Genomic DNA, 19,802 nt, shown 5'->3' with positions numbered 1-19,802 from the left:
GGATTCATTTTTTGTCAACAATCAACTTGTTGGATGGCTGAGTCCGGTCTACTTTTACTTTATTAAACGATGATTGTTAACAATCTGTCGATTCTAGTCGGGTGGTGAGTGCTGTGAGTATTGATATTGTCGACAATGTGCAGGAAGTTCCCGCAGGCACTTCAGGGAAAACCGAGAACACTAAAGAGCCAACCAAATCGAACAGCTTGCTGGAAGTGTTGGTTGAGCGGATTGTCACGGGCGTGTTTCCGGCCGGCAGCAAAATTTCTGAACCGGAACTGGCGCGGCAGTTTGCCGTCAGTCGCGGGCCGTTGCGTGAAGCCATGATGCGGGTAGAAGCACTGGGGCTGGTTGAGCGGGTGCCACATGTCGGAGCGCGGGTTGTTGCCCTGAGTCCGGAAAAACTGATTGAGATTTATGCGGTGCGTGAAGCACTGGAAGGCATGGCTGCCCGTCAGGCGTGCGCCCATATTACGGAAGAAGAACTGGAAGGGCTGGAACATCTGCTCAGACAGCATCAGGAACACATCGAAGAAGTAGACGGGGCTTCTTATTTTCATCAGCACGGCGATTTTGATTTTCACTATCGCATCATCAAGGCCAGCCGGAACAGCAAGCTGATCAGCCTGCTGTGCGATGAGCTGTACCATTTGCTGCGCATGTACCGGTATCAGTCGCCACGCTCGCACGCCCGCCCGGAACGTGCACTCAACGAACACGTGCAGATTTTGTCAGCCATCCGGGATCGCGACGGTGAACTGGCAGAAATGCTGATGCGTCGCCACATCATGCGCAGCCGGACACTGATTGAAAGCCAGCTGAGAAAGGATGAACCCTCAGCGCGCTGAATGAACCGAATGAAACAAGGAGTGATTTATGAAACCAGGACAGCGTTTTCGTCAGGCGGTGGCCGACAATCATCCGTTACAGGTGGTCGGTACCATTCATCCCTATTGCGCCATGATGGCGCAGCAGGTGGGGCATCAGGCGATTTATCTCTCGGGGGGCGGCATCGCCAATGCATCTTACGGGCTGCCGGATCTGGGCATCACCACGCTGAATGATGTGACGGAAGATGTCCGACGGATCACCGCAGCCTGTGATTTACCGCTGCTGGTGGATATTGATACCGGTTTTGGCGGCGCGTTCAACATTGCCCGGACGATTCGGGAGATGGAACGTTCAGGGGCTGCGGCGGTGCACATGGAAGATCAGGTGGCGCAGAAACGCTGCGGCCATCGTCCGAATAAAGCCATCGTGTCTCAGAGCGAAATGGTGGATCGCATCAAAGCTGCGGTCGATGCTCGTCAGGATGAGAGTTTTGTCATCATGGCCCGGACTGATGCACTGGCGGTTGAAGGCATGGATGCGGCCATTGAACGGGCGATTGCCTGTGTCGAAGCGGGTGCCGACATGATCTTCCCGGAAGCGATCAACACGCTGGAACAATACCGTCAGTTTGTTGATGCAGTCAAAGTGCCGGTGCTGGCGAATATCACCGAGTTTGGCAAAACACCGCTGTTCTCCTGCGAAGAACTCGCTGAACAAGGGGTCGATATGGTGCTCTATCCGCTGTCTGCTTTCCGGGCCATGAATCAGGCGGCCCTGAATGTCTATCAGCATTTGCTGACCGATGGCCATCAGCGCAACGTGGTGGATCAAATGCAAACCCGCGAGGAGTTGTATCAATATCTTGGCTACCATGAATATGAACAAAAACTGGATCAATTGTTCAGTGGCCGGTAATGCCTGAGGCACACCGCTTCGCCGTTCACGGGGTGTGAAAAGCAGTGTGCATCAGTGAAAGAGCATCAGCGAACGAACATGCACGAATAAACATCAACGTAAAAATATCAGTCAAAAAACATCATCAATGAGAAGGCGTATGACGTAAGCGTCTCTGCCCGAAGCCGGGCCAAATCCATAACGTGACACAACGTGAAGAAAGGAGCCTGTAATGACTGCGACACACTCAGTGACAGCGGATAATCAACACACGGCAAACAAGGACAGTTCACACAATCAACCCCTGGGCGGTGCAGGACTGCGCGGTCAGAGTGCCGGCAGTACGGCGCTGTGTACTGTCGGGAAAACCGGCACCGGCCTGACTTACCGCGGCTACGACATTACGGATCTGGCGCATCATGCGCAGTTTGAAGAAGTCGCTTATCTGCTGCTGAAAGGCAAGCTGCCGACGCAGGCCGAGCTGGATCAGTACAAAGCCACACTGAAAGCCAAACGCGGTTTGCCGGATGCATTGAAAACCGTGCTGGAAGCGATTCCGGCGGATGCCCATCCGATGGATGTGATGCGCACCGGCTGCTCGATGCTGGGCAATCTGGATCAGGAAATGGATTTCAGTCAGCAGGCGGATAAAACCGATACAATTCTGGCGCTGCTGCCAGCCATCATCTGCTACTGGTACCGCTTCAGCCATGACGGCGTGCGAATTGAGACGGCTGGTTCGGATCAGGACTGCACTGGCGGGTATTTTCTGGAAATGCTGACCGGGAAAGCGCCCTCTGAACTGCACAAACAGGTCATGCACTGTTCGCTGATTCTTTATGCCGAGCACGAATTCAATGCCTCGACCTTCACCGCACGAGTCTGTGCGTCAACGTTGTCGGATCTGCATTCCTGCATCACTGCGGCCATTGGCAGCCTGCGCGGCCCGCTGCACGGCGGGGCCAATGAAGCGGCGATGGCGATGATTGAGCACTGGCAAACGCCGGATGAAGCAGAAACCAATCTTCTGAAGATGCTGGCGAACAAAGAAAAAATCATGGGCTTCGGTCATGCGATTTACCGCGAATCTGATCCGCGCAATGCGCTGATCAAAGCCTGGTCACACAGGCTGTCTCAGGATGTGGGCGACACCCGGTTGTATGCGGTTTCTGAACGGGTGGAAGCCGTGATGAAGCGCGAAAAAGGGCTGTTTGCCAATGCCGATTTCTTCCATGCCTCGGCCTATCACTTCATGGGGATCCCGACCAAGCTGTTTACCCCGATTTTCGTGATGAGCCGGGTCACGGGTTGGGCGGCCCATGTGTATGAGCAGCGCGCCAATAACCGGATTATCCGTCCGAGTGCCGACTATATCGGTCCGGATCATCAGGACTGGCTGCCCATTGAAAAACGTAAATAAGCCGTACGCTAATCTAAGACTCTGAAGTAAAAGGAAAGATGAATGAGCCTCAATGTTGAACTGAATGAACGCCCGCAACCCGATGAACTGCTGGTGAAAATTGCCGATTATGTGGCGCAGACCGAGATCACTTCTGTGGAAGCTTATAACACGGCCCGGAACTGTCTGATGGATACTTTAGGCTGTGGCCTGCTGGCACTGCGTTTTCCGGAGTGTACCAAGCATCTGGGGCCGACGGTTCCGGGGACGACTGTGCGGCACGGCGCGCGGGTACCGGGCACGTCACATGAGCTGGATCCGGTGACGGCGGCGTTTAATATCGGCTGCATCATTCGCTGGCTGGATTTCAACGATACCTGGCTGGCGGCAGAATGGGGCCATCCGTCAGATAATCTGGGCGGTATTCTGGCGACGGCTGATTACCTCAGCCGGGTTGCGGTGGCGGAAGGTAAAGCACCGCTGACGATGCGCGATGTACTGACGGCGATGATCAAAGCCCATGAAATTCAGGGCGTGCTGGCACTGGAAAACAGTTATAACCGGGTGGGTCTGGACCATGTATTGCTGGTGCGTGTGGCGTCTACGGCTGTGGTGACTAAGATGCTGGGCGGCACCCGGGATCAGATCATTGATGCCGTGTCTCAGGCCTGGGTTGATGGCTGTTCGCTGCGGACTTACCGTCATGCACCGAATGCCGGTTCCCGGAAATCGTGGGCGGCGGGTGATGCAACGTCCCGTGCGGTGCGTCTGGCGATGATCACCATGAAAGGCGAAATGGGCCTGCCGTCTGTGCTGACGGCGCCGAAGTGGGGTTACTACGACGTGCTGTTCAATGGTCAGCCGTTCAAGGTCAATCAGGACTTCAGCAGCTATGTGATGGAAAATGTGCTGTTCAAGATCTCCTTCCCGGCAGAATTCCATGCGCAGACCGCGGTGGAGTGCGCGGTTGCACTTCATGAGAAAGTGAAAGAACGGCTGGATGAGATTGAACGGATTGAAGTGACCACCCATGAATCTGCCATTCGCATTATTTCCAAATCCGGTGATCTGGCGAATCCGGCCGACCGGGACCACTGCCTGCAATACATGATTGCGGTGCCGTTGATTCACGGGGATCTGGTTGCTGAGCACTACGAAGATGAGTTCCACCGGGGCGACGGCCGCATTGATGTGCTGCGCAGCAAGATGGAAGTCATTGAAGACAAGCGGTACAGCGCGGAATATCTGGAAGCGGACAAGCGTTCGATCGCGAATTCTATTCAGATCTTCTTTAACGATGGCACCTGTACGGAAAAAGTCTCAGTTGAATACCCGATCGGTCACCGTCGTCGCCGTGAAGAAGGCATTCCGGTACTGGAACGTAAATTCAAACGGAATCTGCAAACCCGCTTCCCGCAGGGTCGATGCGAGCAGATTTTTGAACTTTGCAGCGATCAGGCCAAACTGGAAGCCACCCCGGTTCATGAGTTTATGTCACTGTTTGTGATGAACTGAGCCGATGACGGCTGAGTCCGGATTCAGAACGTTCAAAATGACACCGGCGCATGATGCGCCGGTTTTTTTATGGCTTTGATCCGACGGCTGCACCCTGAACGTTCCCTCCTGAAATCAGAGTCGTTCATTGTGCGAATTGTTAATGAAGCACGGGCGGCTGACTGAGTCGTGGTTTCAGTTGCTCTGCCTCGCGTTTTACAGCAATCACGACTACAAACTGTACCCGCGTCAGGCGAAATGTGTTGTCATTGACCGGTCTGGCCGGAAAGGTCTGACTTGCAGGCCAATTGTATTGACTGAGTTCGGGTGGACCATCCGGATTGAACGGCTGGCGGCTTTCTGTCAGTTCCAGATGCAGCCTTGGAAATTGCGTCAGCATGCTCACCTCTATCATCAGGCAGGAATCATCGTCCTGTCGTCCCTAAAAAATAAACTGGCTGAAATTGGGGCTTTCTGATTAGAGATATAAGGACGGTGAAAAGAACTTCAAGTTTCCGGGACGGAATTTTTTATTCCCTGGAAAAACGGTCAACTTTGATCTGGTTCAGCCCTGCATCTGCATCAGTGAATAGAATGCAGAGATGGATGGGTCGGATTTTCTGTTCAGCGAGGTTAAAGGTGTTTCACTTCTGTCAGGCTATGGCCACATTGATTGAACGTATTAAAAGGGCGGCTGAAGGTGTCGTACGTTTGGTTGAGCCTTTGAATGATCAACCGCTGACGGGCACTTCAGTGAACCCGTGTATAGACTGGTTTGATGCACAGCCGGTTTACCCGAAACTCTACTGGCAATCCCGGGATGGTTACGAAGAAGTGGTCGCGCTGGGACAGCAAGTAACGTTTTCAGATCCGATGCCAGCCTATGCGATTTTACAGGATGATCAGCGCATCTGGGGCTGTCGGGCATTTGATGGTCAGGCAGACAACTGTGATACCGCGAAGTCTTCATTCTTTTTTCTACCGCATCTTGAGTTGATCCGAACCGGTGAATATTGGTCGCTGGCTGTGAACCTGCATGCGGGCAAAGAGACGGTGATCAAGGTTTTACAGCAGTTAATAAGTGAGTACTTACCAGTTTCTCCGATTACTTCAGGCATTGTGTCTGTCCGGCATACACCCACCAAAGACGGCTGGCACACACTGGTGAAAGGTGCGCTGAACGACATTCAGGCGCAGTTGATGGATAAAGTTGTGCTTGCCCGGCAGACGACGGTGACCTTCGACTCAGCATGCACCGCTGCTCAGGTTCTGAAAGCCAGCCAGCAGGAAAACCGGCACAGTTTCCATTTCCTGCTGGCCTTAGATGCAAGGCGCGCATTTTTGGGATCGACCCCAGAGCGACTATACCGTCGGGAAGGCAGAAGACTGCAAACCGAAGCGCTGGCCGGGACGATTGGCCGGGGCACAAACGGCGCGCACGATCAGCGGCTGGGGCGGTGGTTGTGCCTGGATGCCAAGAATTTGCAGGAAAATCAGTATGTCGTCGATGATATTCTTGAACGGATTCGTCCATATACCGATTCAGTGACGGTCGATGAATCGGTCAGTCTGGTCCGGTTACGACAGGTGCAGCACCTGAAACGGCATATCAGCGGCGTGCTGCAACCTGATGTCTGCGGTGCAAAGCTGCTCCATGCGCTGCAACCGACTGCGGCGGTGGCCGGGTTACCGCGTCAGCAGGCAATGCAGTTTATTCTGAATCACGAACCCTTTGAGCGGGGCTGGTATGCCGGGTCGCTGGGTTATGTCAGCCTGCCGAAAGCCGAATTTTGTGTGGCGCTGCGCAGCGCGTATCTGATGGATGAAAAACTTCAGCTATACGCCGGAGCTGGCATTGTACAAGGTTCAGATCCTGCCAGTGAATGGCAGGAGGTGGATAAGAAAATGTCGACGTTATTATCGCTTTTCACAGACGTTCGTTCTGACTTGCCTGTGTCGGAGGTGGCCTGATGGCAACAGATGATTCCGGCATGAAATCCATCACGCAGGCGCAACTGAATCGCTTGTGGGCTAGAACTATGCTGGAAGAGCTGACCCGGCTGGGGGTTGCTCATGTTTGTGTGGCGCCGGGGTCGCGTTCGACGCCACTGACGCTGGAAGCCGATGCGAACCCGAAGCTGACGCTGCATACTCATTTCGATGAACGCGGACTGGGCTTTCTGGCGTTGGGCATGGCAAAAGCCAGCGGTCAGCCTGTGGCCGTCGTGGTCACGTCCGGCACTGCGGTCGCCAATTTGTTGCCTGCGGTGGTCGAGGCAGGACTGACCGGGGAAAAACTGGTGTTGATGACTGCGGATCGCCCGGCTGAACTCATCGGGTGTGGTGCCAATCAGGCGATTCATCAGCCGGGGCTGTTTTCCAGTCATGTCACGGCTCACCTGAATCTTCCCAGCCCGTCACAAGCGGTCCCGCTGAGCTGGCTGCTGACCTCGGTCGATGCGCTGATGCATCGTCAGCAGTGTGAAGGCGGCGCGCTGCATCTCAACTGCCCTTTTCCTGAGCCGTTGTACGGGGATGCCGATCTGGCCGAAGACAGTGCTTACTATCAATCACTGGGGGACTGGCGGATGCAATCAACGCCTTATACCCGCTATGACCTCGGTAAAGCGGCACCTGTGTTGCCGCCGGATTGCTCAGCACTGGCTGCCGGTCACACGGTGATCATTGCCGGTGATTTATCCGTCCGGGATGCCCGTGCTGTGGCAGAGCTGGCTGAAACGCTGGGGTGTCCGCTGCTGTGTGATCCGCAATCCGGCATGAGCAGTGACTGGGCGCATTATGACCTTTGGTTACAGCATCAAGCGCTGGCGGAGCCACTGAACGATTGCCGGTTGATCCTGCAATTTGGTTCGCGACTGATTTCCAAGCGTCTGAATCAGTGGCTGGCCCGGCAGGTGAGCAAGGGTTGCTGTGAATACTGGTATGTGTCGCCGGATCATCACAGGAACAATCAGAGTCATCTGCCGCAGCGTCACATGATTGCGGAGATTACAGACTGGGTTCGTGCGGTGAAGTCTGTATTACCGGCACAGAAAACCGATGGTACCGGAGAGAGTTGGCGCAGGCAGACGCAAAGTGCCAACAGGAAAGTGCAGTTGTTGCTGGACGATTACAGGACAGCGCATCCCGGTCTCACGGAAATGGCGCTGGCGATCGATCTGAGTCAGCGCGGGCAGCAGGCCAGCCTGTTTCTCGGTAACAGCCTGATTGCCAGACTGGTGGATATGCTGACGGTTTTTGATGGTCGGGCGGTGTATTCCAATCGTGGTGCGTCGGGCATCGACGGGCTGGTTGCCACGGCCGCGGGTGTTCAGCGGGTCACCGGAAAACCCCTGATGCTGATGCTGGGCGATACTGCGTTGCTGCACGATCTCAACTCACTGGCATTACTGAGCCATTGTGCAGATCCTGTCGTGATCGTGGTCACCAATAATGACGGCGGTGCGATTTTTGATCTGCTGCCTGTGCCGGAAGATGACAAGCAGCGGTTATATCAAATGCCTCATGGCTATGAATTTGCCCATGCTGCCCGCCAGTTTGGGCTGGGTTATTGCAAAGCCGCAACGCTGGCGGACTATCAGTCTGTCGTCAGTGAACACCTCAATACGGGGACAGGCGCCTTGCTGGTTGAAGTCCAGACCCCGCCGGGTCAGGCCGTCGGGCAACTCAGTGAGCTGATCCGGAGGCTGCATGCTTTATAGCCGTTTTCATGCCTTCGGGGAGGATATGGAACAGCCGGTGCTCGTCTTTCTGCATGGCCTGCTGGGGAATAGCGATGACTGGCGAGCCTGCACCGGTGATTTACAGGCGCAGACCTGCTTTACGCTGGATTTACCTGGCCACGGACAAAGCCGTGACGTGCGCTGTGCCTCATTCGATGAGACGGTCTGGCAGGTGAAGGAGACACTCATCGCGAACCACTTATCCAATCGGCCTGTTGTGCTGGTCGGGTATTCTCTTGGTGGCCGGATTGCCATGCATGGGGTCGCCAACAGGTTGTTTGCACCGCTGGATATCCGGGGGTTGGTGGTCGAGGGGGGGCATTTCGGACTGATTTCGGCGACGGACAGAGCTTTGCGCTGGCGTCATGATCAGCGCTGGGCACGCCGTTTTCGCCGTGAGCCAATCACTGCCGTCTTAAATGACTGGTATCAGCAGCCGGTATTCGCATCCCTCAATGAAGCACAGACACAGCATTTGGTGACCCGCCGCAGCGAGAATTCGGGCGACTGCGTTGCGCATATGCTGCTGGCAACATCTCTGGCCCGGCAGGATGCACTGCTGGCGCTATTAAAAGCCCAGCCGGTGCCTGTGCATTATCTGTTTGGTGCGCAGGACAGCAAGTTTTCCCGGCTGGCACTGGAAAGTGGTTTCCCGTCAACCCGGATTTCAAAGGCGGGGCACAACGCGCATCAAGATCAGCCGCAGGTTGTTGCCCGGGTGCTGCGGGAACAGGTTCTTCGGCAGATCTCGCTTCGACAGTCCGAACCGGTATGAGTCAGATGATAGCAGTCTTATGAACGGCTTCTAACCATGCGCAAAAACAAAGTTTGGTGACGGGTTGCAGTGCTATGCTCAGCCCCTGTATCGCCAAGCTGGAACGCCATACTGGGACAGGCGAATGTATCAATTTTCTTTGTTTTTGGAGTACATATGACAATCACCGTAGGCATTTCAGAACAAGCGCTCTATGCACCGATTGAATGGATCAATGTCGGTCAAGCGTATGCGGATATTCAGTACCACAAATCGGACGATGGGATTGCCAGAATTACCATCGCCCGACCGCAGGTGCGTAATGCTTTCCGGCCTCAGACTGTGAAAGAGATGATGCATGCGCTGGCTGATGCCCGGTATGACGACACGATCGGAGCGATTATTCTGACCGGACTCGGTGACGAGGCATTTTGCTCCGGCGGTGATCAGAAAGTGCGGGGCGATTACGGCGGTTATCAGGATGATGCAGGCACGCATCACCTGAATGTGCTGGATTTTCAGCGCCAGATCCGCACCTGCCCGAAACCGGTTGTGGCTTCCGTCGCAGGCTGGGCTGTCGGCGGTGGTCATGTACTGCACATGATGTGTGACCTGACCATTGCCGCAGAGAATGCCAAATTCGGCCAGACCGGCCCGAAAGTTGGCTCTTTTGACGGTGGCTGGGGCGCATCTTACATGGCTCGGATTGTCGGTCAGAAAAAGGCGCGTGAAATCTGGTTCCTGTGCCGTTTCTATGATGCGCAGGAAGCGCTGGAGATGGGACTGGTGAATACCGTGGTGCCGCTTGCGGAACTGGAAAGAGAAACCGTTCGCTGGTGCCGTGAAATGCTTCAGCACAGCCCGATGGCGCTGCGCTGCCTGAAAGCGGCGCTGAACGCCGACTGTGACGGTCAGGCCGGATTACAGGAACTGGCCGGGAATGCCACCATGATGTTCTACATGACGGAAGAAGGTCAGGAAGGCCGGAATGCTTTTAATGAAAAGCGTCAGCCGGACTTCAACAAATTCAAACGTAACCCGTAATCGAACGGGGAAGTCGCATATGACGAAGCGCTCGGCAAAGCTTTATCGTTATCAACTGCCGATGGACAGCGGAGTCGTGCTTCGGGGGAAACATCTGACCGAACGACGCGGTTATGTTGTCATGCTGCAAGCAGGGGAATACAGCGGCCTCGGGGAAATCGCTCCGTTGTCTGGCTTGAGTGCAGAGTCACCGGAACAGGCGGCACAACAGGCGCAACTTGCACTGGCCGGCTGGGTTAGCGGCGCACCTTTGGTGGCAGCCGATCTTTTTCCGTCGGTTGCATTCGGTCTGTCGATGGTTGAATTGGCCTGTGCGGGGCAGCTTCCGGTACAGGGCCAGTTCAGGACGGCCCCTTTGCTGAGTGGACAAACCGATACCTGCCTGACACCGGAACACCGAATTGCCAAAGTGAAAGTGGGCCGGGAGACGCCGGCGCAGGACGCGACAAAGGTGAATCAACTGCTGAGCGCTTATCCGGATCTGACCTTGCGTCTGGATGCCAACCGCGCCTGGTTACCGGGACAGGCACAGCAATTTGCCTGTCATCTGACGCCGGCCTCAGCCTCTCGTATCGTTTTCATTGAAGAACCTTGCGCGCAACCGCAAGACAGTCTGGCTTTTTCAGCAGCCAGTGGTCTTCCGCTGGCCTGGGATGAAACCTTGCAACAAGCGGTGAAACAGCCGGATTTCCGGCTGGACGATCTGTCCGGTGCGGCTGCGATTGTGGTGAAACCGAGTCTGATCGGTTCAGTACAACAGTGCGCGGCGCTCATTTGGGAAGCAAAGGCATCGGGGATGGATGCTGTCATCAGTTCCAGTCTGGAGTCCAGCCTTGGCTTAACTCAGCTCGCCCGTTTATCACACTGGCTCTTACCTGAGAGCGTGCCGGGTCTGGATACCCTGAACCTGTTTCTGGCACAACTTGAAACGCCCTGGCCGGGCAGTTTGTTGCCGGTTCAGAGACTCACGGATCAAACCTTGGTGTGGCAGTCATGAATAAGCACTTTCTCTGGCAGCAATGGGCAACCATGCAGCCTGATCAGATCGCACTGATCACGCCGGATACGGTATATAGCTGGCAGGCACTGACGGCACAGGTCCATGCGCTGGCAAACCGTTTGTCGCAGCAGGGCGTACAGACCGGCACTGTAGTGACGGCGGTTGGAAAGAATACGCCGGAACTGGTGCTGCTGCATCTGGCCTGCCTTCAATTAGGCGCTATCACCGCGCTGACCATGCCACAGCCGATTCGGCCCCTGCGGGAGAAGCTGGATGTGCTGTATGCAACTGGGCTGAATCAAAAAGGACAGGCACGGTTCTTGTGGTTCAGCGAGCAGGTCCGTGCCGGTTTTTCAGCACCGGACTGGCAAGCGCTGACGACAGGCGCGACACTGCTGGATCTGGCGATTCAGCCTGAAGCCGACTGTGCTCTCAGCCTTTCGGATGTGAATGCCATCGCGTCCATTATTTTCACTTCCGGATCTTCCGGTGCCCCGAAAGCAGTCGCTCACACGCAGGCGCAGCATCTGGCTTCTGCCCGTGGTCTGCTGGATGTGTTTTCGTTTCAACAGACAGATTGCTGGCTGCTGAGCTTACCGATGTATCACGTCTCCGGATTGTCGATTCTCTATCGCTGGTTGAGTACCGGTGCCTGTCTGAAAATTGGCAACGGAAAGCTGGAGGAGGACATTCAGGGTGTCACCCATGCCTCACTGGTGGCGACGCAGCTCAAACGGCTGCTGGAGCCGTTGGAGCAGCCGCAGCGGTTGAAACTCAGTCATGTGCTGCTGGGCGGGAGTGATGTTCCTTTACCTTTGTGTCAGCAGGCCGCGCAACTGGGCATTCAGATCTGGTTGGGGTATGGCATGACAGAAGCGGCATCGACCGTCACTGCCAAGCAAGTCGAGACGGTTGCAAGCGCCGGACGGGTTTTGCCAAACCGGCAGGTGCAACTGAAACACAACCGGATTTATATTGGCGGTCAAACACTCGCCAGTGGTTACTATCATCAGGGAAAAATCACCCCGCTGGTGGATGCGCAGGGCTGGTTTGATACCAGGGATCTGGGGCAGTGGGTTGGCGATGAACTCCGCATTATTGGCCGTGCCGATAATCAGTTCATTTCCGGCGGTGAGAATATCCATTGCGAAGAAATCGAAGCTGTACTCAATCGCCATCCGGCCATTCATCAAACCATCGTCATTCCGGTTCCATGCGACGAATACGGCGCACGTCCGATCGCCCTGATCGACGCCGCTGAAGACCCATCCACTCTGAATCTGCCGCACTGGCTGGCCAATCAACTCGACCGCTTCAAAATCCCGGATGCATTCTACCCCATGCCCAAGTTGCCGCAGGCGGGCATTAAAGTGTCACGACAAGCCATGAAAGACTGGTTTGCATCGTGTCATGGTGGTGTTCGGCCGGTCAAAATATCATGAGGCTACACTTCACGCATGCTCGGGAAGTGACATGTCGCAGAAGGACAAACGAAAACCATTTGCTTGTATGCCGTTTACACTAAAATATTGTTCAAACATAAACTCTTCATACTTTTCCTTTTCAGTGAGATGAACGTCTTCAGGATCCTGCATACCGACAGGTGAGTAAAAAATAAATTTTGGACAGGGTCTGGTTTTGATAAATGGCGCGTAGCTGAAGAATTCCGGGTCTTCCTTGATCCCAAACCAAAGAAAAATTGTTGTGACAATGAGGAGTGAAACTGACGTTTTCATATGGCGTGATACCTAGTCTCGCTTTTCAGCGACGAGCAAATTTGTCGGATGTTTGGGAATGATTTATTAGATTATTTGAACATCTTCGGGTCAAACTCAAAATCGAGTTTTTTATGAGCTTCGAAATTTTTTCCATTGCAGGATAGTTTGGGTGGACTACATTGTTGTTGTCTCGCTGTGAGATTGTCGATGGCGCTTGTCATGCTGTAAATTGAGGCTCTGTGTTATTCAGAAACTCATCCCCAATATCATCCTGAGTTCGCTCATTCGGCAGAATATCCCGCTATGTCTGAGGTAAATCTTCCATTTATAATTGGGCGATCAAGTCCTCAGGAATATCGGTACGATAGAGATCATATTGATCGATGATGTTTGGGTCATTGTGCACGTGAACAAAACAAGGGCTGATACATCCAGATCACAGTTCAATTTTTTCTTGCCATACAATGAGTTAATCAGTTCACATTTCGCTTGAATTTCACCGAAAGTAGAATTTCGAACGTTATTTTTTGTGCTATCTACATCTCACTCGACAGGAGCAATATCCTCGTCGGGGGAATGAGAATACATCAACAATAACGTGATCCTTCGGGAGTCATTTCTCCCGCAAAGGACGGCAAAAGGAAATCGACATGAGAACCTTACCTACACTCGTGATTGGCGCGTCGCTGATCAGTGCCCCCGCACTTGCCGACTGGCACTTCCGGGGAACGCCGAACCAGTGGAACGCGGCACAGATGACACAGATCGCGGCCAATCACTATCAAACCTGCCAGACCTTTCAGCAAGGGGATGCCACGGGTGGCGCCCGGTTTAAAATTGATCGGTACGGCGACTGGCAGGAAAGCTATCCCGCCAGCGATTACACGGTTGCCGGCGATCAAAGCTACCGGATTGATTTTTATCCTGACAGCCACAGCATACAAACCACGCAAGTTGCCAGTTGCGACAGCCAAGCTTTTGCACAAAACTTTAACGCGCTTTATTTTCGCGGCACGGCCAATAACTGGGCCGCAGATGCGATGGCGCTGGTCGGTGACAACACGTGGTCACGGCTGATTCATTTTGACGGGCAGGCCAATCAGCGATTTAAATTTGACCTGACCGGGGACTGGTCACAGAACTATGGTGACAATCAGAATGACGGGGTGCTGGATGCGGCTGGTGGGGATATCTATACAAACGTAAGCGGCGATTATGTGGTCACGGTGAACGACCAGACACTGGTGTACAGTCTGAGGGCCGTGAATCCATGTACTGCTGACTGTGCGGTTCAGCCGTCACTCGGTGCAATCTATCAACCCGATAAAACGACCTTTGCGATTTGGTCGCCGGACCACAGCAATGTCACGGTCACCGTGAATGGGACAGAGTATCCGCTCAGCAAGGTGAGTGACTTTAACGGTTACACCGATGTTTATCAGACCGAAGTCAGTGGCGATCTGTATCTGGCTGAATATACCTTTCAGATCAATGGGATTCCGGTTCGGGATCCCTACGGAAAAATGGTGAAACCTGGCACGGGAGACAGTGAAGCGATCAACATTGTGATGGATATGTCCCGCACCCGTCCTGCTGGGGGCTGGGCTGAGCGACCTGCACTCGTCAATCGGGAAGATGCCGTGATTTATGAAGTTCATGTCCGTGATTTTACGATCGATGCCAGTTCCGGTGTGAGCGCGGCCAAGCGCGGTAAGTTTCTGGGCATGGTGGAAAGCGGCACGCGGTACAACGGGCTGAAAACAGGGATTGATCATCTGGTCGATCTGGGGGTGACGCACGTCCAACTGCTGCCCGTTTTTGATTTCGCGACCTGTGACGGACTGCCTGACAGCGATCCTTGTTACAACTGGGGTTATGATCCGCGCAATTACAATGTGCCGGAAGAGCGTTATTCTCAGGTGCCGACCGATTACGAGGCGCGTGCGAATGAATTTAAGACGATGGTGAATGAATTCCACAAAGCCGGGATCCGGGTCATCATGGATGTGGTGTATAACCACACTTACGCTAATGAAATGTTCGAAAACATCAGCAACCGCTATTACACGCCAACGGATCTTTCCGGGACAGGCAACGCAATTGACGCCGACCAGCCGATGGTCAGCCGCATGATCCAGGATTCACTGGCTTATTGGGTGGATGAATACGGTATCGATGGGTTCCGTTTCGACTTGATTGGCATTTTCTCTTACGGGGAAGTTGTAAAATGGGGACAGGCACTGAATCAACAATTCCCGGATCGTAATTTGCTCATTTACGGTGAACCGTGGAATGGCTACGCCAGTGATCCGAAAGAAGCGCAACGTGTTCGTTACGGTACAACGCATAAAATTGCAGCAGAACATGTTGGTGTTTTCAACGGTGCCTATCGTGAAGCTCTGAAAGGTTCGAATGACGATACCCGAAAAGGTTTTATGTTTAATCAACTGGATAGCACCGATGCGGGCTGGTCTATCTATGATGGGATACGTGGGTCGGCATACGATCCGAACGACAGCCGAAACAGTACCTGGTTCAGGAACTTCGCTGCCGATCCGGAACAAAGCATTAACTACATTTCCGCCCATGATAATTTTGGGTTGTGGGATAAAGTTTTTTTAAGTCTGTCGAGCAACGTTGTGCAAAATAGCGCCCACCAAATCCTCAGTCTGACGCCTCCAGTGAATCTCGATTATGCTAAGCGAGTCGTGAATTTTGGTATGGGGATGGTACTGACCAGTCAGGGGATTAGTTTCGTGCATGCCGGAGACGAGTTCTTACGGACAAAAACCGACAACGAACACATGACTGTCCCCAGTGCCTGGAATTTCGGTCATCACGCCGGGACACACAATACTTACAATGCCCCGGACAGTTTTAACAGTATCAAGTGGCACCGTCGCGCTGACAATGCAGCCACTTATAAATATCTGAAAGATATGATTACGCTGCGTCGTCACCACGCGGGATTGCGCATGACTTCGAATCAGGACATTGCGAAATACCTGATGGTTTCCAGACCGGATGCGTTTGGTGGGCAACTGGTCACCGGTCATATCACCTACCCGCAAGACACACATAATCTGTTTGTGGTCTACAACAGTGGGGATAAACAGACCATCAGTCTGCCTGCTGGTGATTGGACGCTGGCTGTGGATGCCTCGGGTGCGCAGAACCAGATCGGACTTTCCGGCAATGTGCTCGTCGAAGGAACGGCGGTGACTGTGTTTACGCAGGCCCGGTAACTGAGTTTTTAGTCATCGTTGGTCATTGTTGGGACAGACACGTTTTCTTCATGTGACTGTCCCAGTTTGAAGGTACGTCACTCCGAAGACAAAACAAGGACAGGCACTTTATGCTGAAAATGTGATGATGCAGAACTGCTCTGATGGTACCAGGATTGCTGATATGCAGGAACGAAAGGTTATGTGATGTCTTGCTAAAGGGGTTGGTTGCTGTTGACTTCAGTGGATATTGAGTGTGATGTGAGAGTCTGTGAACCATTTCATGTTTTATTCTGTATTCAAAAATTTCAGGACGGGGAAAGAGTTAATCCAGTTCGACGACGGCGGTTCAAATAAGGTAAAGCGGTCCGAATCGCAGTTTTGGATCCAACCAGTGTCCCTTTTTCTATGTTTTGGCAGGTTTCCAGCCAGAATTGGGACTCGAAGCCTAAACGAGTGAGTATCGTGGGAAACGCCGGTGGAATATGACCCGGCTTATTTTCTCGGATTTGCCTGCTGGTCCAGTCAAGTAGTTCGAGGTAGTCCATCAGACGAAAGGGGAGTCCTGCGGGTCTGTCGTTTCTTGGATGACCGGTAAATGGATAAAGAACCCGCTTAAAAGTGTGGTGTTTCTGGTCAGGCTGTAATCGTGCTTTGACTGAAGTATATGCCGAGCTTTCAGGCGTGTCTGCAATACCCGCACGCACAGGATTGAGATCAACATAGGCTAAGGCCGCTGCCAGTGCTTGTTCATCCAGTAATGCCTGGCTTTTGAAACGTCCTTCCCAGAAATGTCCAGTGCAGCCATCTTCAAGGTTGGCTTCTGTAGCAATGTATTGATTGAGTAATCGCATGAACCAGCTGATAGAACATAGCCTGGTCCGCCAAGTTTGGATTAACTTCTGGCAACTGACTTTCTCGGATTCAGACGCCAGTTCCTGTTTTAAAAATCGATGTATTAATACGGGAGTGCGATGAAAGGTTATCCAGCGCTGAATGACTGCCTCATCGGATAATTTTTGAGCTTTCTCCTGATTAATATGCAGCACTAAATGATAGTGATTACTCATAATTGCATAGGCACAAACATCCACGCAAAAAGCATCGGCGATCTGCATGAGACGCCTTTCAACCCATGCTCGGCGATGTTCATAACTGGTTTGTGTCTGCTCGTCATATCCGCAGAGAAATGAACGGCGGACACACCGTGACACACAATGGTAGTACGGTGTTGCTTCAGGACAAATGAGCTGGCTTCGTGCGGTCGTCATGATGATTCCCTGTTTTGCTGGATGGATAAACAGTATTTCGGAGTTGTGTCTGTGAAAAGCATGGTGAGTGAAATTGATGAACCATGCCTGAAAAACATGAAAGTGATAGGTTTGTATGTTTCTAAAGGTGTTTGTTTTGATGTCTGTCCCGATATCTTTTGGAGGACAGACATCGTCATTTTCTTCTCATGTCTGTCCCGAGAGGTTGAGAGGTTGCCGAAGACGTTGATAAATTATGTCTGTCCCAAAAAAGTCAAAAATTCATGTCTGTCCTGAAAAAGTCGCCTGAACTTTTACTTTACCTTCCCGTAACGGGAAGCTTTAACCTGATGGCTGGTTTTAATGGGGAGAATGGAATGGGTTGTTGTAATCAGGCACCGAAGGGTGGCAGTAATCAGCTGGGGTTGCTGGTCAAGGGGGTACTGGGGCTGGCTGTGGTGATTGTGGTGCTGGCTGTCGCGTTTGGCTGATTGTTGCATGGCTGAGCAGAGGTGGGTTGACTTCGGCGGTAAAATTGAGTAATTTTCCGGCGAATACGAATTTGGACTTCTCTACGATGTTTTACATCCTCTTTAAGAATTTTGTCAGGCGAGTGTGCTCCGTGCATAAAACACGATGAAGTGTTGCTCGGAGCTGAAACTCTTCTGAATCTTCATCAGATATAACCGGCATACCTGATTTTTTCAGGCGGACGTGTTGTATCTGAACAAAGTAGAGAGTGGGGCCGACGATGACCTTCATCGCCGGCCTTTTTTGTTTTTGTTTACCAGAAACAAAGCATGATGTTTCTTGAAGAAAATTCTTGAAGCGGGGGCCGGTATGAAAATACCGCCCCCGTTTTTTTATGGATGTAACACAATGAGTTTACTGAATATTCAAAATCTGACTTACCACATCGGCGACAAAACCCTGTATCAGAATGCCGATTTCATGTTGTTTCCTGGCGAGCATCTGGGGGTGACCGGGAAGAACGGTGTGGGGAAAAGTACCTTACTGAAACTGCTTCAGGCTGAGATTCTGCCGGATAGTGGCGACATTCTTTGGCAGCCGTCTGTGCAGATTGGTTATCTGGACCAGCATGCGCAGATGAATGCAGCGTTGTCTGTCCGGGGATATCTGCAAACGGCCTTTGCTGATTTATATGCCCTTGAAGCGGAAATGATGTCGATTTATGCCTGTCCTGATAAAAGTGCGCGGGACAGTTATCTGACTCGGGCCGCGACGATTCAGGCCACGCTGGAAAGCCAGTCATTTTATGTGATCGACAGCCGGATTGGTGCAGTGGCTGAAGGCTTAGGGATCACTCAGTTCGGGATGGAGACCCGGCTGGGAGAGTTGAGTGGCGGGCAGCGGCACAAGGTGATGCTGGCATCCCTCTTGTTGATCTCGCCGGATGTGTTACTGCTGGATGAGCCGACCAACTATCTGGATACGGTTCATGTCGACTGGCTGGCCGACTATCTGAACAGCTTTGACGGCGCGTTTCTGGTGGTGTCTCACGATCGGGCCTTTCTGAACCGGATCGCAATGGGGATCTGCGATATCGATCGTCAGAAAATCTGCAAATATAAAGGCAATGTGGATAAGGCGATGGCTCAGAAAGCCAGTGTGGATGCGGCGCATGCCAAGCAATATCTGGCGCAGAAAAAACATATCGATAAGCTGGAACAGTTTATCGCCAAAAATGGGGCTGGGGTCAATGCGAGCATTGCCAACGGGCGGAAAAAGCAACTGGCACGCATCGATCGTCTGGCTGCGCCGGAGCAGGAAAAGGAGATTTCGTTCGCTTTTCGAACCGCTGCGCATGCTGCACAGAAAGTCCTGGCAGCGTCGGCACTGGAGATTGGCTATTCCCGTTCGCTGTTGCCGAAAATGGGCTTCACGCTGTCCCGAGGTGAAAAAGTCGTGATTGCCGGGTTTAACGGAATCGGAAAATCGACCCTGCTGAAAACACTGGTCGGTGAACTGGCGCCCATTGCCGGGCAGGTTGCGTTGTCGCAGGGGCTGAAACTGGGCTATTTCGAACAGGAATTATACTGGGATGATCCGGAGGCAACGCCAGTCAATCTGGTGAAATCGGCTTGTTCTGGCTTGGATGACAAAGCGGCAAGGCAGCATTTGGCACGTTTTGGTGTCTCAGGCAAACTGGCAATTCAACCGATTCGTTCACTGAGCGGCGGCGAACAGACGAAAGTGAAGCTGTGCCGTCTGGCACTTCAGCCAACTAACTTGCTGGTGCTGGACGAGCCGACGACGCATTTGGATGCCAAAGTGAAAGCGGCGCTGAAACAGGCGCTGAAGGATTACAGCGGGACGCTGATCGTCGTTTCGCATGAAAAGGATTTCGTTGCCGGATGGCCGGACCGGGTGGTGGATATCCAGTCGGTACAGACGACAGGACAAACCGCAGCAAGCGCGGCAATGGTTTAA

Annotated in this window: 16 protein-coding genes; 13 read left to right on the top strand and 3 right to left on the bottom strand. The window is 52.9% G+C overall.

Annotated features, from left to right (window positions below):
* Positions 1-137 precede the first annotated feature (137 nt).
* From EA58_RS01630 to EA58_RS01615, 4 genes are all read left to right on the top strand, one after another.
* On the top strand, positions 138-848 hold the full coding sequence (locus EA58_RS01630; protein ID WP_051641843.1) for a GntR family transcriptional regulator: 711 nt from the start codon (positions 138-140) through the stop codon (positions 846-848).
* 28 nt (positions 849-876) lie between these two features.
* Complete coding sequence (gene prpB, locus EA58_RS01625) at positions 877-1,746, top strand: methylisocitrate lyase (protein ID WP_036748147.1); 870 nt, start codon at positions 877-879, stop codon at positions 1,744-1,746.
* A gap of 211 nt (positions 1,747-1,957) precedes the next feature.
* On the top strand, positions 1,958-3,145 hold the full coding sequence (gene prpC, locus EA58_RS01620; RefSeq protein WP_081819525.1) for a bifunctional 2-methylcitrate synthase/citrate synthase: 1,188 nt from the start codon (positions 1,958-1,960) through the stop codon (positions 3,143-3,145).
* A gap of 42 nt (positions 3,146-3,187) precedes the next feature.
* Positions 3,188-4,639, top strand: a complete 1,452-nt coding sequence (locus EA58_RS01615; protein ID WP_036748144.1) for a bifunctional 2-methylcitrate dehydratase/aconitate hydratase — start codon at positions 3,188-3,190, stop codon at positions 4,637-4,639.
* Positions 4,640-4,778: 139 nt separating this feature from the next.
* Here the strand turns inward: EA58_RS01615 and EA58_RS21515 are convergent, their stop codons facing one another.
* Positions 4,779-5,018: a hypothetical protein gene (locus EA58_RS21515; protein ID WP_152547905.1), complete on the bottom strand. Its 240-nt coding sequence runs from the start codon at positions 5,016-5,018 to the stop codon at positions 4,779-4,781.
* 206 nt (positions 5,019-5,224) lie between these two features.
* Between EA58_RS21515 and EA58_RS01605 the strand changes: the two genes are divergently transcribed.
* The 6 genes from EA58_RS01605 to menE all read left to right on the top strand — a co-directional run bounded on the left by EA58_RS01605 (position 5,225) and on the right by menE (position 12,601).
* Positions 5,225-6,589 carry an isochorismate synthase gene (locus EA58_RS01605; protein ID WP_051641835.1) on the top strand — a complete coding sequence of 455 codons (1,365 nt, stop codon included), beginning with the start codon at positions 5,225-5,227 and terminating at the stop codon, positions 6,587-6,589.
* Positions 6,589-8,340, top strand: a complete 1,752-nt coding sequence (gene menD, locus EA58_RS01600; protein ID WP_235199525.1) for a 2-succinyl-5-enolpyruvyl-6-hydroxy-3-cyclohexene-1-carboxylic-acid synthase — start codon at positions 6,589-6,591, stop codon at positions 8,338-8,340. Before EA58_RS01605 ends, menD begins: the two co-directional genes overlap by 1 nt.
* Entirely contained in the window at positions 8,330-9,136 is an 807-nt protein-coding gene (gene menH / locus EA58_RS01595) for a 2-succinyl-6-hydroxy-2,4-cyclohexadiene-1-carboxylate synthase (protein ID WP_036748138.1), read from the top strand. Before menD ends, menH begins: the two co-directional genes overlap by 11 nt.
* 156 nt (positions 9,137-9,292) lie before the next feature.
* Positions 9,293-10,159 carry a 1,4-dihydroxy-2-naphthoyl-CoA synthase gene (gene menB / locus EA58_RS01590; protein ID WP_036748135.1) on the top strand — a complete coding sequence of 289 codons (867 nt, stop codon included), beginning with the start codon at positions 9,293-9,295 and terminating at the stop codon, positions 10,157-10,159.
* Positions 10,160-10,178: 19 nt separating this feature from the next.
* Entirely contained in the window at positions 10,179-11,156 is a 978-nt protein-coding gene (gene menC / locus EA58_RS01585) for an o-succinylbenzoate synthase (RefSeq protein ID WP_036748133.1), read from the top strand.
* Positions 11,153-12,601: an o-succinylbenzoate--CoA ligase gene (gene menE / locus EA58_RS01580; RefSeq protein WP_051641834.1), complete on the top strand. Its 1,449-nt coding sequence runs from the start codon at positions 11,153-11,155 to the stop codon at positions 12,599-12,601. Before menC ends, menE begins: the two co-directional genes overlap by 4 nt.
* A 9-nt stretch (positions 12,602-12,610) precedes the next feature.
* On the opposite strand, the gene EA58_RS01575 is transcribed toward menE, so the two are convergent.
* Positions 12,611-12,895 (bottom strand): hypothetical protein, encoded by a 285-nt coding sequence (locus tag EA58_RS01575; RefSeq protein WP_036748131.1) that lies wholly within the window; start codon positions 12,893-12,895, stop codon positions 12,611-12,613.
* A 632-nt stretch (positions 12,896-13,527) separates the two neighbouring features.
* Here EA58_RS01575 and EA58_RS01570 point away from each other — a divergent pair.
* On the top strand, positions 13,528-16,122 hold the full coding sequence (locus tag EA58_RS01570) for an alpha-amylase family glycosyl hydrolase (protein WP_036748130.1): 2,595 nt from the start codon (positions 13,528-13,530) through the stop codon (positions 16,120-16,122).
* Between the two features lie 287 nt (positions 16,123-16,409).
* Here the strand turns inward: EA58_RS01570 and EA58_RS01565 are convergent, their stop codons facing one another.
* On the bottom strand, positions 16,410-17,372 hold the full coding sequence (locus tag EA58_RS01565; protein WP_036748128.1) for a transposase: 963 nt from the start codon (positions 17,370-17,372) through the stop codon (positions 16,410-16,412).
* 329 nt (positions 17,373-17,701) lie between these two features.
* Here EA58_RS01565 and EA58_RS21800 point away from each other — a divergent pair, with 329 nt between their 5' ends.
* Together EA58_RS21800 and EA58_RS01555 are read left to right on the top strand one after the other, a co-directional pair.
* Positions 17,702-17,842: a hypothetical protein gene (locus EA58_RS21800; RefSeq protein WP_162472449.1), complete on the top strand. Its 141-nt coding sequence runs from the start codon at positions 17,702-17,704 to the stop codon at positions 17,840-17,842.
* A 388-nt stretch (positions 17,843-18,230) separates the two neighbouring features.
* Positions 18,231-19,802, top strand: coding sequence for an ABC-F family ATP-binding cassette domain-containing protein (locus EA58_RS01555; protein WP_036748123.1), 1,572 nt, complete (start codon positions 18,231-18,233; stop codon positions 19,800-19,802).

This window comes from Photobacterium galatheae (assembly GCF_000695255.1).
In the GTDB taxonomy this organism is placed as follows: domain Bacteria; phylum Pseudomonadota; class Gammaproteobacteria; order Enterobacterales; family Vibrionaceae; genus Photobacterium; species Photobacterium galatheae.
This window is presented reverse-complemented; position numbering and strand designations above follow the sequence as displayed.

Excerpts from the sequence above, each read along its gene's own strand:
- prpB (WP_036748147.1), top strand. The coding sequence starts at position 877 with ATGAAACCAGGACAGCGTTTTCGTCAGGCGGTGGCCGACAATCATCCG.
- prpC (WP_081819525.1), top strand. The coding sequence starts at position 1,958 with ATGACTGCGACACACTCAGTGACAGCGGATAATCAACACACGGCAAAC.
- EA58_RS01615 (WP_036748144.1), top strand. The coding sequence starts at position 3,188 with ATGAGCCTCAATGTTGAACTGAATGAACGCCCGCAACCCGATGAACTG.
- EA58_RS21515 (WP_152547905.1), bottom strand. The coding sequence starts at position 5,018 with ATGCTGACGCAATTTCCAAGGCTGCATCTGGAACTGACAGAAAGCCGC.
- EA58_RS01605 (WP_051641835.1), top strand. The coding sequence starts at position 5,225 with ATGGGTCGGATTTTCTGTTCAGCGAGGTTAAAGGTGTTTCACTTCTGT.
- menD (WP_235199525.1), top strand. The coding sequence starts at position 6,589 with ATGGCAACAGATGATTCCGGCATGAAATCCATCACGCAGGCGCAACTG.
- menH (WP_036748138.1), top strand. The coding sequence starts at position 8,330 with ATGCTTTATAGCCGTTTTCATGCCTTCGGGGAGGATATGGAACAGCCG.
- menB (WP_036748135.1), top strand. The coding sequence starts at position 9,293 with ATGACAATCACCGTAGGCATTTCAGAACAAGCGCTCTATGCACCGATT.
- menC (WP_036748133.1), top strand. The coding sequence starts at position 10,179 with ATGACGAAGCGCTCGGCAAAGCTTTATCGTTATCAACTGCCGATGGAC.
- menE (WP_051641834.1), top strand. The coding sequence starts at position 11,153 with ATGAATAAGCACTTTCTCTGGCAGCAATGGGCAACCATGCAGCCTGAT.
- EA58_RS01575 (WP_036748131.1), bottom strand. The coding sequence starts at position 12,895 with ATGAAAACGTCAGTTTCACTCCTCATTGTCACAACAATTTTTCTTTGG.
- EA58_RS01570 (WP_036748130.1), top strand. The coding sequence starts at position 13,528 with ATGAGAACCTTACCTACACTCGTGATTGGCGCGTCGCTGATCAGTGCC.
- EA58_RS01565 (WP_036748128.1), bottom strand. The coding sequence starts at position 17,372 with ATGACGACCGCACGAAGCCAGCTCATTTGTCCTGAAGCAACACCGTAC.
- EA58_RS21800 (WP_162472449.1), top strand. The coding sequence starts at position 17,702 with ATGGCTGGTTTTAATGGGGAGAATGGAATGGGTTGTTGTAATCAGGCA.
- EA58_RS01555 (WP_036748123.1), top strand. The coding sequence starts at position 18,231 with ATGAGTTTACTGAATATTCAAAATCTGACTTACCACATCGGCGACAAA.